Below are 15,092 nucleotides of genomic sequence, written 5' to 3' on the forward strand. Positions count from 1 at the left end.
CCCGAAGCGCTGCGCGCTTCCCCCCAGGGGGCGTCGCTGCGGACCGGCGGAGCCGGATCCGCGCGACCCCGCTTGGGGGAGGGTTTGCCGGTTTGGGGCGAGGTGCCGGCTTGTGGATGATGGGTAGCGCGATGGGCGCGGGGTGATTCCCGCGCTTTTTTACATTGAGACGATTGGGGAATCCGATGCGCATCGGGATAGGCGGGTTTCAGCATGAGACCAATACGTTCGCGCCGTCGCGCGCCGCTTGGGAGGATTTCGCCGAGAAAGGCGGGGGCTGGCCCAGGCTGGTCAGCGGGCCCGCGATGTTCCAGGCGGTCGCGGGCGCCAACATCCCTGTGGCGGGCTTCATCGAGGCCATGGGCCAGCACACGCTGCTGCCCACCACCTGGGCCGCGGCCAGCCCCTCCGGCCCTGTCACCAAGGACGCGTTCGAACGCATCAGCGCCATGATCCTGCAGGGACTGTCGCAGGCAGCGCCGCTGGACGGCGTCTACCTGGACCTGCACGGCGCCATGGTCACGGAACACCTGGACGACGGCGAAGGCGAGCTGCTGCGCCGCGTGCGCGAGCTGGTGGGGCCGGACGTGCCTGTCGTGGCAAGCCTGGACCTGCATGCCAACGTCACCCGCGCCATGGCGCGCCACGCGGACGCGCTGGTCTGCTACCGCACCTATCCCCATATCGACATGGCCGAAACCGGGCAGCGCGCGGCCGGGCTGCTGTCGATGCGGCTGGCTGGCATGCCGCGGCCCTGCGTCGCGCTGCGCTCCCTGCCCTATCTGATCTCGCTGTGCTGGCAGTCCACCGACATCGAGCCATCCCGCAGCCTGTACCAGCTCGTGGGCGACATCGAAGCGCGCGGCGCGGCCAGCCTGTCATTCGCCACGGGCTTTCCCGCGGCGGACTTCCCCGAATGCGCGCCCACGGTGTGGGCCTATGGCGCCACCCAGGCCGAAGCCGACGCCGCGGCCGACGAAATGACGCGCGCCGTGCTCAACGCCGAACGCGACTTCGGCGGCAGGCTGTACACGCCCGACGAAGCCGTGCAAGAGGCCATGCGGCTGGCGCGCGATGCTGCCAGGCCGGTGGTCATCGCCGACGCGCAGGACAACCCGGGCGCGGGCGGCAGCTCGGACACCACCGGCGTGCTGCGCGCCCTGATCCGCCATGACGCGCGCGATGCCGCCATCGGCCTGATCGTGGACCCCGAGGCCGCGCTGGCCGCCCACCGCGCGGGCGTAGGGAAAAAGGTCCGAATTGCACTGGGTGGACATTCGGGTATTCCCGACGATGAACCGCTGGACACCGAATTCATTGTCGAGAAAACTTCGGATGGGCGTTTCGACACGCACGGCGCGTTCTACCGCGGATTCCACATGGACCTGGGCCCCAGCGCCTGCCTGCGCATCGGCGGCGTGCGCATCGTCGTCGCCTCCAACAAGGTGCAGATGGCCGACCAGGAGATGTTCCGCTTCGCGGGCGTGGAGCCGCGGCGCGCGGCCATCCTCGTCGTCAAGAGTTCCGCGCACTTCCGCGCCGATTTCTCTCCGATCGCGCAAACGATCCTGGTGTGCGCGGCCCCCGGCTCGATGCTGATGGATGCGGCAAAACAACCATGGACACGGTTGCGCCCGGGCATCAGAATGGCGCCTTGCGGACCGGTCTTTTCCGGCCAGTCGGCTACCGCCTGAACCTCGCACGCCGCCTCGCGCGGCGGGTTAACGACGCAGCGGCGCATCGCGCCGCTCATTACGCATCAAGGGGAAGATTCATGCTGAAGTTCGTCCGAGCCGCCGCGTTGGCGGGCGCAACCCTCATGATGGCTCACGGCGCCTACGCCGAAACCGTCATAAAGACGGTGATGCACTCGCCTCTGCGCCTGACCGATCCCCATGCCACCACTGCGTACATCACGACATGGCATGGCTACATGATCTACGACACCTTGCTGGCCACCGACGCCGATAACAAGATCCAGCCGCAGATGCTGGAAAAATGGGAAGTCTCGCCCGACGGCAAGACCTACACCATGACGCTGCGGGACGGCCAGAAATGGCATGACGGCAAGCCCGTCACCTCGGAAGACTGCGTGGCCTCGATCAAACGCTGGGCCGCCGGCGACGGCATGGGCCGCACGCTGATGAAGTTCACCGACAAGATCGAAGTCATCGACGACAAGAACTTCCGCATCGTCATGAAAGAGCCCACCGACCTGGCGCTGCGCGCCCTGTCCAAGCCCACCGGCACCGCGCCCTTCATGATGCCCAAGCGCATCGCGGACCTGGCCATCGGCCAGCCCATCACCGACATGACCGGCTCGGGTCCGTTCAAGGTCGTCGAATTCAAGCCGGGCGTGAAGACGGTCTATGCCAAGAACACCGACTACGTGCCCCGCAAGGAACCCGCGAGCGGCCTGGCCGGCGGCAAGGTCGTGAACGTGGACAAGGTCGAGTGGGACGTCATGCCCGACGCCCTCACCACGGCCAATGCGCTGCTGGGCGGCGAGATCGACTTCGTCGAGCAATTTCCGTACGACCTGCTCCCGATGATCGAAGGCAACAAGGACCTGAAGGAAGAGTCGCTCAGCCCGGTCGGCTACTTCACGATGTACCGCTTCAACTTCAAGTACCCGCCCTTCAACAACAAGAAGATCCGCCAGGCCGCGATGTACGCGATCGGCCAGGAAGACGTGATGAAGGCGCTGGTCGGCAATCCCAAGTACTGGAAGACCTGCGCCTCGCTGTGGGGCTGCGGCACGCCGCTGGAAAGCGACATCGGCAAGGACATGGTGGTGCCCTCCAACATCGAGAAGGCCAAGGCCCTCCTGAAGGAAGCGGGCTACGACAACACGCCCATCCTGGTCATGCACGCAACCGACGTGGGCACGCTGTCGGCTCAGCCGGTCGTGATGGCCCAGGCGCTGCGCAAGGCCGGCTTCAACGTCAACCTGGCCGCGATGGACTGGCAGAGCGTGGCCACCCGCCGCGCCTCCAAGGCCGCGCCCGCGGAAGGCGGCTGGAACGTCCACAACACCAACTGGTATGCCACCGACGTGATGGATCCGGTCCGTTCCGCCCCGGCCGCCGCCAACGGCGACAACGCCTGGTTCGGCTGGCCCGACTTCCCGCAGATCGAGGAGCTGCGCACGAAGATGGCGCTGACCTCCGACCCCGCGGAACAGAAGAAGATCGCCGAGGAAGTGCAGCGCATCGGCATCGACGAAGGCCTGTACGTGCCGCTGGGCCAGATGTCCGTGCCCACGGTGTACTCGGCCAAGCTCTCGGGCCTGGTCCATGCGCCCGTCTTCGCGTTCTGGAACGTCAAGAAAGCCCCTTGACGGGCAGCAGTAAGGGGGAATTACATGCTGGCATTTGTCTCACGCCGGCTCCTCGCGACCATCCCCGTTCTGGTGATGGTCGCGGTGGTGGTCTTCGCGATATTGCGTTTCAGCCCGGGGGATCCGGCCATCATCATGGCGGGCGATGGCGCCACGCCCGAACGTATCGAGCAGATACGGCAGACGATGGGCCTGGACCAGCCGGTCATCAAGCAGTTCTTCATCTGGGGCGGCAGGCTGCTGCAAGGGGACCTGGGCACTTCGCTGATGTCCGGCGTGCCCGTCACGAAGCTGATCGGCCAGCGGCTGGAGCCCTCGCTGGGCCTGGCCGTCCTGACCCTCACCTTCACCCTGCTCGTCGCCATTCCCCTGGGCATACTCGCGGCGTGGCGCCAGGGCAAGCTGCTGGACCGCGCGGTGATGGGCTTTTCGGTGCTGGGATTCTCCGTGCCGGTGTTCGTCACGGGCTATCTGCTCATCTGGCTCTTCGCCATCAAGCTGGGCTGGTTCAATGTGCAGGGATACTCGCCGCTGGCCAATGGCTTCTGGCCGTTCCTGCACCGGCTCATCCTGCCGTCGCTGGCGCTGTCCACGGTCTACGTCGCGCTGATCGCGCGCATCACGCGCACCAGCGTGATCGAGGTCATGGGAGAGGACTTCATCCGCACCGCCCGTTCCAAGGGCCTGGGCGAAACCGGCGTCCTGCTGGGGCACGCCCTGCGCAATGCCGCCGTGCCGATCGCCACCGTCGTGGGCCTGGGCATCGCGCTGCTGATCAGCGGCGTCGTCGTGACCGAATCGGTGTTCAACATCCCCGGCCTGGGCCGGCTGGTCGTGGAAGCCGTGCTCGCCCGCGACTATCCGGTCATCCAGGGCCTGACGCTCTTCTTCGCGTTCGTCTACGTGTTCATCAACCTGGTTGTCGATTGCGCCTACATGGTGTTCGACCCGCGGATCAGATACTAGGGGCCGGCCCATGCAAACGCCAACCGACGTCGCCGATCTTCCCGGCGGCGGAAATCCTCAAGTCACGGCCTGGCGGCAGGTGCGCCAGGGGCTCAAGAGCTGGCCTGTCATGCTGGCGCTGGTGGTGCTGGCGGCGATCGTCGTCATCGCGCTGTTCGCGCCCCTGCTGGGCACCGTCGACCCCACCCTCATCAACCCGGGCTCGCGCCTGAAACAACCCTTCACCGACTATCTGCTGGGCACGGACGCCTTCGGCCGCGACGTCTGGTCGCGCGTGGCCTACGGCGCCCGCGTCTCGCTCATCGCGGGCCTCGGCGCGGCGGTCGTCAGCGTCGCCATCGGCCTGGTCATCGGCGTGATCGCCGGCTGGTTCCGCTCGCTGGACGGGCTGATCATGCGCACGATGGACGCCATCATGGCCATTCCCGGCATCCTGCTGGCGATCGCCCTGGTGTCCGTCACGGGCGCCAGCCTCATGACCGTGCTGGTGGCCATCACCATCCCGGAAATCCCCCGGGTGGTGCGGCTGGTACGCGGCCAGATCCTGACGGTGCGCGGCGAGCCCTACGTGGAAGCCGCGCTGGCGCTGGGCACGCCATTGCCGCTGCTGCTGTGGCGCCACATGGTGCCCAGCACGATCGCTCCGCTGACCGTGCAGGGGACCTACGTCTTCGCGTCGGCGATGCTGACCGAGGCCATCCTCAGCTTCCTGGGCGCGGGGATCCCCCCCGAGATCGCCTCCTGGGGCAACATCATGTCCGAGGGCCGCATGTATTTCCGCATGCTGCCCGGGCTGATTCTCTTTCCCGGCCTGTTCCTGTCGCTGACCGTGCTCAGCGTGAACATCCTGGGAGACGCCTTGCGCGACGCGCTGGACCCGAAAATGGTGCGCAGAATCTGATGCCGACAACCTATACCCCCACTCCCCCGGCAGGCGACACCTCGTCCGCCATCCTGGCCATCCGCAATCTCTCGGTGGAAGTCGCGGGCGCGGGCAACCGTGTCGTGCGCAACCTCAGCCTGGACGTGCACGCGGGCGAAACGGTATGTGTCGTCGGCGAGTCCGGCTCTGGCAAGTCCGTTACGTCATTGGCCGTCATGGGCCTGCTGCCTCCGGGCGTGCTGTCCGTCAACGCCGGATCGATCCGCGTGGAGGGCGAAGACGTGGTCACGGCCACGCAGCGCCGCCTGCGCGAAATGCGCGCCACCCGCATGGCCATGGTGTTCCAGGAACCCATGACGGCGCTGAATCCCGTGCATACGGTGGGCAAGCAGGTGGACGAAGTCTTGCGCCTGCACCGCAAGAAGATGTCGGCCGCCGAACGCCGCGCCAAGGTGCTGGAGATGTTCCGGTCCGTGCACCTGCCGGACGTCGAGCGCATCTTCGACTCCTACCCCCACCAGTTGTCGGGTGGCCAGCGCCAGCGCATCGTCATCGCGATGGCGCTGATCCTGGAGCCCAAGCTGCTCATCGCGGACGAGCCCACCACCGCGCTGGACGTCACCACCCAGAAGCAGATCCTGGCGCTCATCAAGGAGCTCCAGGTCAAGCACCGGACCGCGGTGCTGTTCATCACCCACGACTTCGGCGTCGTGGCCGAGATATCCGACCGCATCATCGTCATGAACCGCGGCGACCTGGTCGAAAGCGGCACCCGCGACGAGATCCTGGCCGAGCCCAAGCAGTCCTATACCCGGCGCCTGGTGTCCTCGGTGCCCAGCCTGGTCCCGTCACGCCGGGAAGCGCCCTCCGGCATGCCGGTGCTGCACGTCAAGGGGCTGGGCCGCACCTATGGCGGCAAGCAGTCGGTGCTGTCGCGCAAGGCAGCGCACAACATCATCGCGGCCTCCGACGTGAACCTCACGCTGCGCAAGGGCGAGATCCTGGGCATTGTGGGCGAATCGGGCTCGGGCAAGTCCACCGTGGCGCGCTGCATCGTGCGCCTGATCGAACCCACCGCCGGCCACATGATGATGGGAGGCGAAGACCTCAGCACCTTGTCGGGCTCGGCCCTGCGCCCCGTGCGCCGCCGGATCCAGATCGTGTTCCAGGACCCCTACCGTTCGCTGAACCCGCGCCGCACCGTCGGTGAGTCCATCATCGAAGGCCTGCTCAACTTCGGCGTGCCGCGCGAGCAGGCATTGAAACGCGCCGGCGAGACCCTGGCCGTGGTGGGCCTGAGCCCCGACGCCATGCAGCGCTACCCGCACCAGTTCTCGGGAGGCCAGCGCCAGCGCATCTGCATCGCGCGCGCCCTGGTCATGGATCCGGAGATCCTGGTGGCCGACGAGGCCGTGTCCGCGCTGGACGTATCGGTGCAGGCGCAGGTGCTGGAATTGCTGGAACAGGTGCGCCAGCGCACCGGCGTGGGCGTGCTGTTCATCACGCACGACCTGCGCGTGGCCGCCCAGATCTGCGACACCATCATGGTCATGCAGCGCGGCAAGGTCGTCGAGACCGGCTCGGCCGAAACCGTCCTGACCGAGCCGCGCCACGAATACACCCGTGCCCTGATCGACGCGGCGCCCGGGCGAGACTGGGACTTCCGCAACTTCCGGCCCATCTCGGCCGGCCTGGCGCCGGCCTCCGCGCCGTGACGCAACGATCCGCCTACAGGAACCGAAATGCCGCAACCGCATGAAATGTCCGCAGTGGAGCTTCTTCAGGCATACCGCGACAAGACCTTGTCGCCCGTCGAAGCCACCCGCTCCGTGCTGGAGCACATCGCGCGCTGGGAACCGCAGCTGAAGGCCACCTATGCGCTGGATCCTGAAGGCGCGCTGGAGATGGCCCGCGCCTCCGAGGCCCGCTGGATGAAGGGCGAGCCCCAATCGGCCGGCGGCCATACGCTGGACGGCGTGCCCGCCACCATCAAAGAGAACATCGCCACGCGCGGCGTGCCCGTGCCGCTGGGCACCGCCGCGACCGACCTCACCCCGGCCCCCGCCGACGCGCCCCCCGCCGCCCGCATGCGCGAGGCCGGCGCCGTGCTGCTGGGCAAGACCACCATGCCCGACTACGGCATGCTGTCATCCGGGCTGTCCAGCTTCCACGAATTGACCCGCAACCCCTGGGACCTGTCCAAGAACCCGGGCGGCTCCAGCGCGGGCGCCGGCGCCGCCGCCGCGGCGGGCTACGGTCCCTTGCATATCGGCACCGACATCGGCGGCTCCGTGCGGCTGCCGGCCGCATGGTGCGGCATCGCCACGCTCAAGCCCAGCCTGGGCCGCATCCCGATCGACCCGCCCTTCATGGGCCGCTGCGCCGGCCCGATGACCCGCACCGTGGCCGACGCGGCGCTCATGATGGGCGTGCTGTCGCAGCCCGACGCGCGCGACCACATGAGCCTGCCCTACCAGGAAATCGACTGGCACGACCTGGAGCGCGATGTGCGCGGCCTGCGCATCGGTCTGCTGATGGACGCGGGCTGCGGCCTGCCGGTGGATCCCGAGATCCTCGACGCGGTGCAGGCCGCGGCGCGCGCCTTCGAGGCCGCGGGCGCCATCGTGACGCCCATGCAGCCCTGGATGACCCCGGACATGCTGGACGGCGTGGACCGTTTCTGGCGCACCCGCTCGGCGCTGGACCTGGCCGCCCTGCCCAAAGCCCGCCGCGCCAGGATCCTGCCCTTCATTCGCGCCTGGGCGGAAAGCGGCGGCGGCCAGTCCGGCGAAGCCGTGTTCCGCAGCTACTACGAAACCTTGAACGTGCGCGCCAAGACGGTCGCGGCCTGCGCGCCGTACGACTACGTGCTGTCGCCCGTGGCGCCCGTGGTCGCCTACAACGCCGAATGGCCGTCGCCCACCAACGAAGTCGCGACCACGATGCACCACATCGGCTTCACCCTGCCCTTCAACATGAGCGAGCAGCCCGCAGCCTCCGTCAATTGCGGCTACACCAATGCCGGCCTGCCCATCGGCCTGCAGATCGCCGGCCCGCGCTTCGACGACCTGGGCGTGCTGCGCCTGGCGCGAGCCTGGGAGCGGATGCGCCCCGCGCAACATCCTTGGCCGCAGCCCCCCAAGGCAGCCTGACCCTTCCCCAGCAGACCCAGAGGAATTCCCATGCGTTGGCTTTTGGCAATGATCAAGCACGAGACGAATACCTTTTCGCCCGTGCCGACCCCGCTTGAACGTTTCTTCCGCGGCAACCCCGAAATCCTGGCCGGCGAACGCGCCATCAAGGCCTACGAGAACACCGACAGCGGCCTGGGCGGCTATATCGAAGTGGCCCGCCGCGAGGGTGCCGAGATGGTCATCCCGGTAGCGGCCGAGTCCTGGCCCAGCGGGCCGGCCAGCGCGCAAACGCATGAACGGTTGTGCAAGCTGGTCCTGGACGAAGTCCAGCGCGGCGGCTTCGACGCCATCCTGCTGGACCTGCACGGCGCCATGGTGGCGCAGGGCGTGGACGACGCCGAAGGCGACCTGCTGCGCCGCCTGCGCGAAATCGATCCCACGACGCCCGTGGCCGTCACGCTGGACATGCACGCCAACATCTACGACGACATCGTCAGGAACGCCACGGTCATCAGCGGCTTCCACACCTATCCCCACGTGGACATCCGCGAATCGGGCGTGCGCGCCGCGAACGTGATCGTGCGCACCCTGAAGGGCGAGATCAAGCCCGTCATGTCCTGGGCCAACAAGCCCATGCTGCCCCATATCATGTGCCAGGGCACCCATGCCGCGCCCAACAAGCCCCTGCAGGAACGCTGCCGGGAGCTGGAAGCCGGCGGCGTGCTGGCCGCCTCGGTATTCGTGGGTTTTCCCCACGCCGACATCCGCGAGGCGGGCCTGAGCGCCGTTGTCTGTACGGACGGCAAGCTGGCCGAAGCGGAAGAATACCGCGACGAGCTGCTCGACCGGGCCTGGAAGGGACGCGCCGACTGGGTGTTCCATCCGGAACCGCTCGCGCCCACCATCGCGCGCGCCAAGGCGATCGAACAAGGCCCCGTCGTGCTGCTGGACCATTACGACAACACGGGCTCGGGCGGCACGATGGACACCACCGCCGTGCTGGCCGAGGTGCTGCGCCAGGAATTGGAAAACGTGGTCTTCTACGCCATCTGCGACCCGCAAGCCGCGCAGGAAGCGGCCGCGGCCGGAGTGGGCCAGGCCATCACGCTCAAGCTGGGCGGCAAGATGCCCATGCCCGCCATCAAGGAACCCAGCGAACCGCTGGAAGTCACCGGCCGCGTCAAGCTGGTGTTCGACGGCGTATACCTGAACCGGGGCCCCATGTACCGCGGCGTGCGCAACGATACCGGGCTGACCGTCGTTATCGATACGGGCCGCGTGGAAATCGTGGTGGTGTCGCGGCACCAGGAGCCGTTCGACGTCAACTGCCTGCTGTCGGCCGGCGTCGACCCGCTGCAAAAGCGCTATGTGGTGCTGAAAAGCCGGGTGCATTGGCGCGCGGGCTTCTCCGACATGGCCACGGAAGTCATCGAATGCACGGGCGTGGGCGTCACCACCTCCGATTATGGCCAGCTGGAGTTCAAGAAAGTGCGCCGTCCGATCTATCCGCTGGACGCGCTGTAGCCTTTTGCGCATTTTCCGCCCGAAAAGCCGGCCCAACAGCGCCGGCTTTCATTTTGACATCTTCTGTAACTGCGAGCACGCTCAGGCGAGCTGTCGCTCGGTATACTCGCCGCGGGCCTTACAGGCCGATGAATACGCGTATTCCAATGGAAGCGGCCCGCAGGGGGCCGCCTCGCGGCAGAAACCGCCGCGGCCACCGGATATGACTCGATAATCAACGACACAAGCAGAACGATGAAAAAGAGCGTAGCGATCACCCTCGGCGTGGTCATAGTGGGAGCAGGAAGCTGGGTCGGCGCCACGTGGTACACCGGCAAACGCATCGAGGAAAGCTCGCAGCGCCACCTGGCGGAAGCCAACGAGAAGCTGGCCAAGATCACGCCGTTGTTCGGCCTGCGCATCGACCAGCTGAAATACGAACGCGGCCTGTTCTCGACGCAGGCGCGCTATGGCCTGTCCTTCGTCAAGAGCGACAGCACCCCCGATGACATGCCCGCCGGCATGGTCGAGTTCGACGCCACCATCGAACACGGCCCCTTCCCCAAGAGCGCCCTGGCGCGCGGCGCGATCGCGCCCAAGCTGGCCTTCGTCCACAGCGAGATCGCCAAGACGGACAACATCAAGGAACTGTTCGAGCTCACCAACGGCGTCTCGCCGCTGGCCGGCGACGCCGTGATCAGCTTCGGCGGCTTCGCCACCGCCAGCGCCACGATCGCGCCGGTCAAGGTCGAACATGAAGGCAACGCGGTCGACTTCAGCGGCATGACGGTCAACGGCACCTTCGACCGCAAGCTGCAGGCGATCACCGCAAACGCCCTGGTGGAAACGCTGTCCGTGAACGGCGAGAAGTCGGACGACCCGGTCAAGATGACGATGTCCGGCCTGACCATGGACGTGAACAGCCGCATGGGCAAGTTCGGCCTGTCCGTCGGCGATTCGAACATCAAGGTCAAGCGCATCGATGTCGTCAAGCCCGATGAAGAAGTCAAGGTCTCGCTGGACAACCTGGGCTATGGCGTCAAGCTGTCCGAAGACGACAAGACCATCAACGCCGAGGCGACCTACCAGACCGGCGACATCGTCCTGAACGATGTCGCGCTGGGCAACGGCCAGGCCGTCGTCAAGCTCGCCAAGCTGGACGGCGAGGCCGTCAAGCAACTGTCCGACACCTACAACCAGATCGTGCGCCAATACATGATGGGCGCGAGCGACGAAGGCCTGAAGGACGAACAGTTCGACGTGCTGCTGGACAACGCCGGCAAGCTGCTCAACGGCAATCCGTCGTTCAGCATCGACCCGCTCAGCTGGAAGACCGCCAAGGGCGAAAGCAAGCTGACGTTCACGCTGGACCTGGCCAATCCGCCCAACGTGAAGGAACTGACCCCGCAGGAAATCCTGGTCAAGGCCATCAAGCAGATCGACGCCACGCTGGTCATCTCCAAGCCCATGGTCCGCGACTTGATGGTGCAGTACGCCATCAAGAAGGAAGGCCTGGACGCCACGGCGGCCGGCGCCGAGGCCGACGAGCAGATGCGCTCGGTGTCGGGCATGGCCGAAATGTTCAACGTCGGCAAGAACGACGGCGACAACATCGTCGGCAAGTTCCACTTCGCCGACGGCATGGGCGACCTGAACGGCCAGAAGATTCCGGCCGAGGAACTGTTCGCCGGCCTGCTGGGCGCGACGGGCATGGACGACGAGGGCGAGCCCGAAAACATGGACATGGATCCGGAAGAGCCTGCCGCCGCGGCGGCTCCCGCCGACCTGATGCAGGACTTCGACTTCGACACCGTCAACGCCATGCTGTCCGATATGTCGTACTCGCCCCGCAAGGAAGACGGCGAAGAAGGCCCCGTGCTGATCCTGGCACCCGCCAATACGGGCGCAACCGACCTGCGCGTGGAATTCTTGTGCAACGACTTCACGGAACAGTGCCACGACCTCGTGGTGACTGCGACGTACAGCAGCAAGAAGCCGGTCTCGCTCAAGGCGATCAACGCCTGGAACCAGGAATACCGCTGGACGCGCGCCTACCTGGACGACAAGAACCAGGCCGTGCTGCAGATGGACATGAACTCGGAAGGCGGCATCGGCAAGGAAAACCTGCAGATCATGCTGAACACGTTCTTCAGCATCGCGGAAGACTTCTCCGTCGCCAGCAAAGCCGCGCCGGCGAAGTAAGCGCCAAGCCGACGCAGGATAAAAAAATCCCCCGTTTTCCTGACGGGGGATTTTTTTTGCCCAGGCCCGGCTCGCGCCGGGCCTTGCGGCCCGCGCTTAAGCGTAGGCTTCGATCGGCAGGCAGGCGCACACCAGGTTGCGGTCACCGTAGGCATTGTCCACGCGGGCGACCGGCGGCCAGTACTTCGCGTCGCGCAGCGACGCCACCGGATAGGCGGCCTGCTGGCGCGGATAGTCGTGCAGCCATTCTTCGGCCAGCAGCATCTGCGCGGTGTGCGGGGCGTTCTTCAGGACGTTGTCCTCGCGGTCGCGCTCGCCGCGCTCGACCTGGGCGATCTCCTCGCGGATGGAAATCATGGCGTCGATGAAGCGGTCCAGTTCGGCGATGCTTTCCGATTCCGTCGGCTCGACCATCAGCGTGCCCGCGACGGGGAAGCTCATGGTGGGAGCGTGGAAACCGTAGTCCATCAGGCGCTTGGCGATGTCCTCGGCGCTGATACCGCTGGTTTCCTTCAGCGGACGCACGTCCAGGATGCACTCGTGCGCCACGCGGCCATGGCGGCCCGCGTACAGCACCGGATAGTGGCCGCGCAGGCGCGTGGCGATGTAGTTGGCGTTCAGGATGGCCACTTCGGTGGCGCGGCGCAGGCCGTCGGCGCCCATCAGCGCGATGTACACGTACGGGATCGGCAGGATGCCGGCGGAGCCGAACGGCGCGGCCGACACCGGGCCGACCTTGGCGTCGCCCGGCAGCTTGCCCTGTTCATTCACCACGCCGGGCAGGTACGGGGCCAGGTGCGCGCGCACCGCCACTGGGCCCACGCCGGGGCCGCCACCGCCGTGCGGAATGCAGAAGGTCTTGTGCAGGTTCAGGTGGGACACGTCCGAACCGAATTTGCCCGGCTGGGCCACGCCGACCATGGCGTTCATGTTGGCGCCGTCCAGGTAGACCTGGCCGCCGGCCTGGTGCACCAGATCGCAGATCTCGGTCACGGCTTCCTCGAACACGCCGTGCGTGGACGGGTACGTGATCATCAGGGCGGCCAGCTTGTCGCCCACCTGTTCGATCTTGGCGCGCAAGTCGGCCAGGTCCACGTTGCCGTTGGCGTCGGACGCCACCACCACCACGTCCATGCCGGCCAGCTGGGCCGAGGCGGGGTTGGTGCCATGCGCCGACGACGGGATCAGGCAGATGTTGCGCTGGTGCTGGCCATTGGCCTGGTGATAGCCGCGGATAGCCAGCAGGCCGGCGTATTCGCCCTGCGCGCCCGAGTTGGGCTGCAGGCTGATGTTGTCGTAGCCGGTGATCTCGCACAGCGCGGCCGACAGCCGGTCGATCAGCTCGTTGTAGCCCTGGCTTTGCGCGGCGGGCGCGAACGGGTGAATCAGCGCGAATTCGGGCCAGGTGATGGGGATCATTTCGGCCGTGGCGTTGAGCTTCATGGTGCACGAACCCAGCGGGATCATCGTGCGGTCCAGCGCCAGATCCTTGTCGGCCAGCTTGCGCAGGTAGCGCAGCATGTCGGTCTCGGACTGCACGCTGGAGAACACCGGATGCTTCAGGATGGCGCTTTCGCGCGCCACGCCCGCGGGGATGCCGCCGGCCGCCGCCGCGTCCAGGGCGTCGAGGTCGAGTTCGACGTCATCGCGTTCCAGGCCCGCCGCAAAAACGTTGACCAGCGCCAGGAGGTCGTCCGCGCTCACCGTTTCGTCGAGCGAAACAGCAAGGCGGGCGCCATCGACGCGGCGCAGGTTGATCCGGGCGCAGTCGGCAGCCGTCAGAATGGCGGGGGTGGCCGCGCCGGTTTCCAGCAGCAGCGTGTCGAAGAAGGTGTCGTTGGCGACCTTCACGCCCAGCTTGACCAGCTCGGCGCGCAGGATCGCGGTGCTGCGCTGCACGCGCTCGGCGATGCGGCGGATGCCCGCCGGGCCGTGCCACACGGCGTACATGCCGGCCATCACGGCCAGCAGCACTTGCGCGGTGCAGATGTTGGAAGTGGCCTTTTCGCGGCGGATGTGCTGTTCGCGCGTCTGCAGCGCCAGGCGCATCGCCGGATTGCCCTGCGCGTCCTTGGACACGCCGACCAGGCGGCCCGCCATGTTGCGCTTGAAGGCGTCCTTGCAGGCCATAAAGCCGGCATGCGGGCCGCCGAAGCCGAACGGCACGCCGAAGCGCTGCGCCGAGCCGATGGCGATGTCGGCGCCCCACTCGCCCGGGGCTGCCAGCAGGGCCAGCGCCAGCAAGTCGGTGGCCACGGCCACGACCGCGCCTTGCGCATGCGCGGCTTCGGCCAGTTGGCGGTAGTCGGAAATGGAGCCGGTGCTGTGCGGGTACTGGAGCAGCACGCCGAAGCACTCGGGCAGGCCTTCGGCCTCGTCGCCCACCGCGATCTCGATGTCCAGGCCTTCGGCGCGCGTGCGCACGACTTCGAGGGTCTGGGGATGCACGTGGCGCGAAACGAAGAACACCGGGCTCTTCGATTTGGCGCTGCGGCGCGCCAGCGTCATGGCTTCGGCCGCGGCGGTGCCTTCGTCCAGCAGCGAGGCGTTGGAGATGTCCAGCCCGGTCAGGTCGGCGACCATGGTCTGGTAATTCAGCAGGGCCTCGAGGCGGCCCTGCGAGATTTCGGGCTGGTACGGCGTGTAGGCCGTGTACCAGGCGGGATTCTCGAGGATGTTGCGCAACACCACATTGGGCGTGTGCGTGCCGTAGTACCCCTGGCCGATGTAGCTGCGGTAGACCTGGTTGCGGCCCGCGATCTGCTTGAGTTCGCCCAGCACGTCGGTTTCGCTGCGCGATTGCGGCAGCGCCAGCGGAGCCTGGCTGCGGATCTTGGGCGGCACGACTTCTTCGATCAGGGCGTCCAGGCTGGCGCTGCCGATGACGGCGAGCATGGCGGCCTGGTCGGCGTCGGAGGGGCCGATGTGGCGGGGGATGAAGTCGGTATGGGTGTCTAGGGCGCGCGACATGGGGAGATCTCGGGGTAGCGGGTGCCGTCGGAGGACGGACGGTATTGCATCTTGCGGGGCGGGCGCGCGGCCGCACGGGCCGCGCGCCCGCCCC

The 15,092-nt window shown here is 67.0% G+C and carries 9 protein-coding genes; 8 read left to right on the forward strand and 1 reads right to left on the reverse strand.

The window, feature by feature from the left end; translation table 11 throughout:
* Positions 1–185 precede the first annotated feature (185 nt).
* The 8 genes from JL37_RS20125 (at position 186) to JL37_RS20160 (ending at position 12,028) form a co-directional block, all read left to right on the forward strand.
* On the forward strand, positions 186–1,694 hold the full coding sequence (locus JL37_RS20125) for a M81 family metallopeptidase (protein ID WP_043546304.1): 1,509 nt from the start codon (positions 186–188) through the stop codon (positions 1,692–1,694).
* Positions 1,695–1,774: 80 nt separating this feature from the next.
* A complete protein-coding gene (locus tag JL37_RS20130; protein ID WP_043546305.1) occupies positions 1,775–3,340 on the forward strand; it encodes an ABC transporter substrate-binding protein in 1,566 nt (521 codons plus the stop codon).
* Positions 3,341–3,364: 24 nt separating this feature from the next.
* A complete protein-coding gene (locus tag JL37_RS20135; protein ID WP_043546306.1) occupies positions 3,365–4,306 on the forward strand; it encodes an ABC transporter permease in 942 nt (313 codons plus the stop codon).
* Positions 4,307–4,316: 10 nt separating this feature from the next.
* A complete protein-coding gene (locus tag JL37_RS20140; RefSeq protein ID WP_043546307.1) occupies positions 4,317–5,207 on the forward strand; it encodes an ABC transporter permease in 891 nt (296 codons plus the stop codon).
* Positions 5,207–6,904, forward strand: a complete 1,698-nt coding sequence (locus JL37_RS20145; RefSeq protein WP_052097431.1) for an ABC transporter ATP-binding protein — start codon at positions 5,207–5,209, stop codon at positions 6,902–6,904. The genes JL37_RS20140 and JL37_RS20145 overlap by 1 nt, the downstream gene beginning before the upstream one ends.
* 27 nt (positions 6,905–6,931) lie before the next feature.
* Positions 6,932–8,341 carry an amidase gene (locus JL37_RS20150; RefSeq protein WP_043546308.1) on the forward strand — a complete coding sequence of 470 codons (1,410 nt, stop codon included), beginning with the start codon at positions 6,932–6,934 and terminating at the stop codon, positions 8,339–8,341.
* A gap of 30 nt (positions 8,342–8,371) precedes the next feature.
* Positions 8,372–9,847 (forward strand): M81 family metallopeptidase, encoded by a 1,476-nt coding sequence (locus JL37_RS20155; RefSeq protein ID WP_043546310.1) that lies wholly within the window; start codon positions 8,372–8,374, stop codon positions 9,845–9,847.
* 234 nt (positions 9,848–10,081) lie between these two features.
* Positions 10,082–12,028: a DUF945 family protein gene (locus JL37_RS20160; protein WP_043546311.1), complete on the forward strand. Its 1,947-nt coding sequence runs from the start codon at positions 10,082–10,084 to the stop codon at positions 12,026–12,028.
* Positions 12,029–12,124: 96 nt separating this feature from the next.
* Here JL37_RS20160 and gcvP read toward each other — a convergent pair whose 3' ends face one another.
* Positions 12,125–14,998: an aminomethyl-transferring glycine dehydrogenase gene (gcvP, locus tag JL37_RS20165; RefSeq protein ID WP_043546312.1), complete on the reverse strand. Its 2,874-nt coding sequence runs from the start codon at positions 14,996–14,998 to the stop codon at positions 12,125–12,127.
* Positions 14,999–15,092 lie beyond the last annotated feature (94 nt).

Source organism: Achromobacter sp. RTa, from assembly GCF_000757485.1.
Lineage (GTDB): Bacteria > Pseudomonadota > Gammaproteobacteria > Burkholderiales > Burkholderiaceae_B > Achromobacter.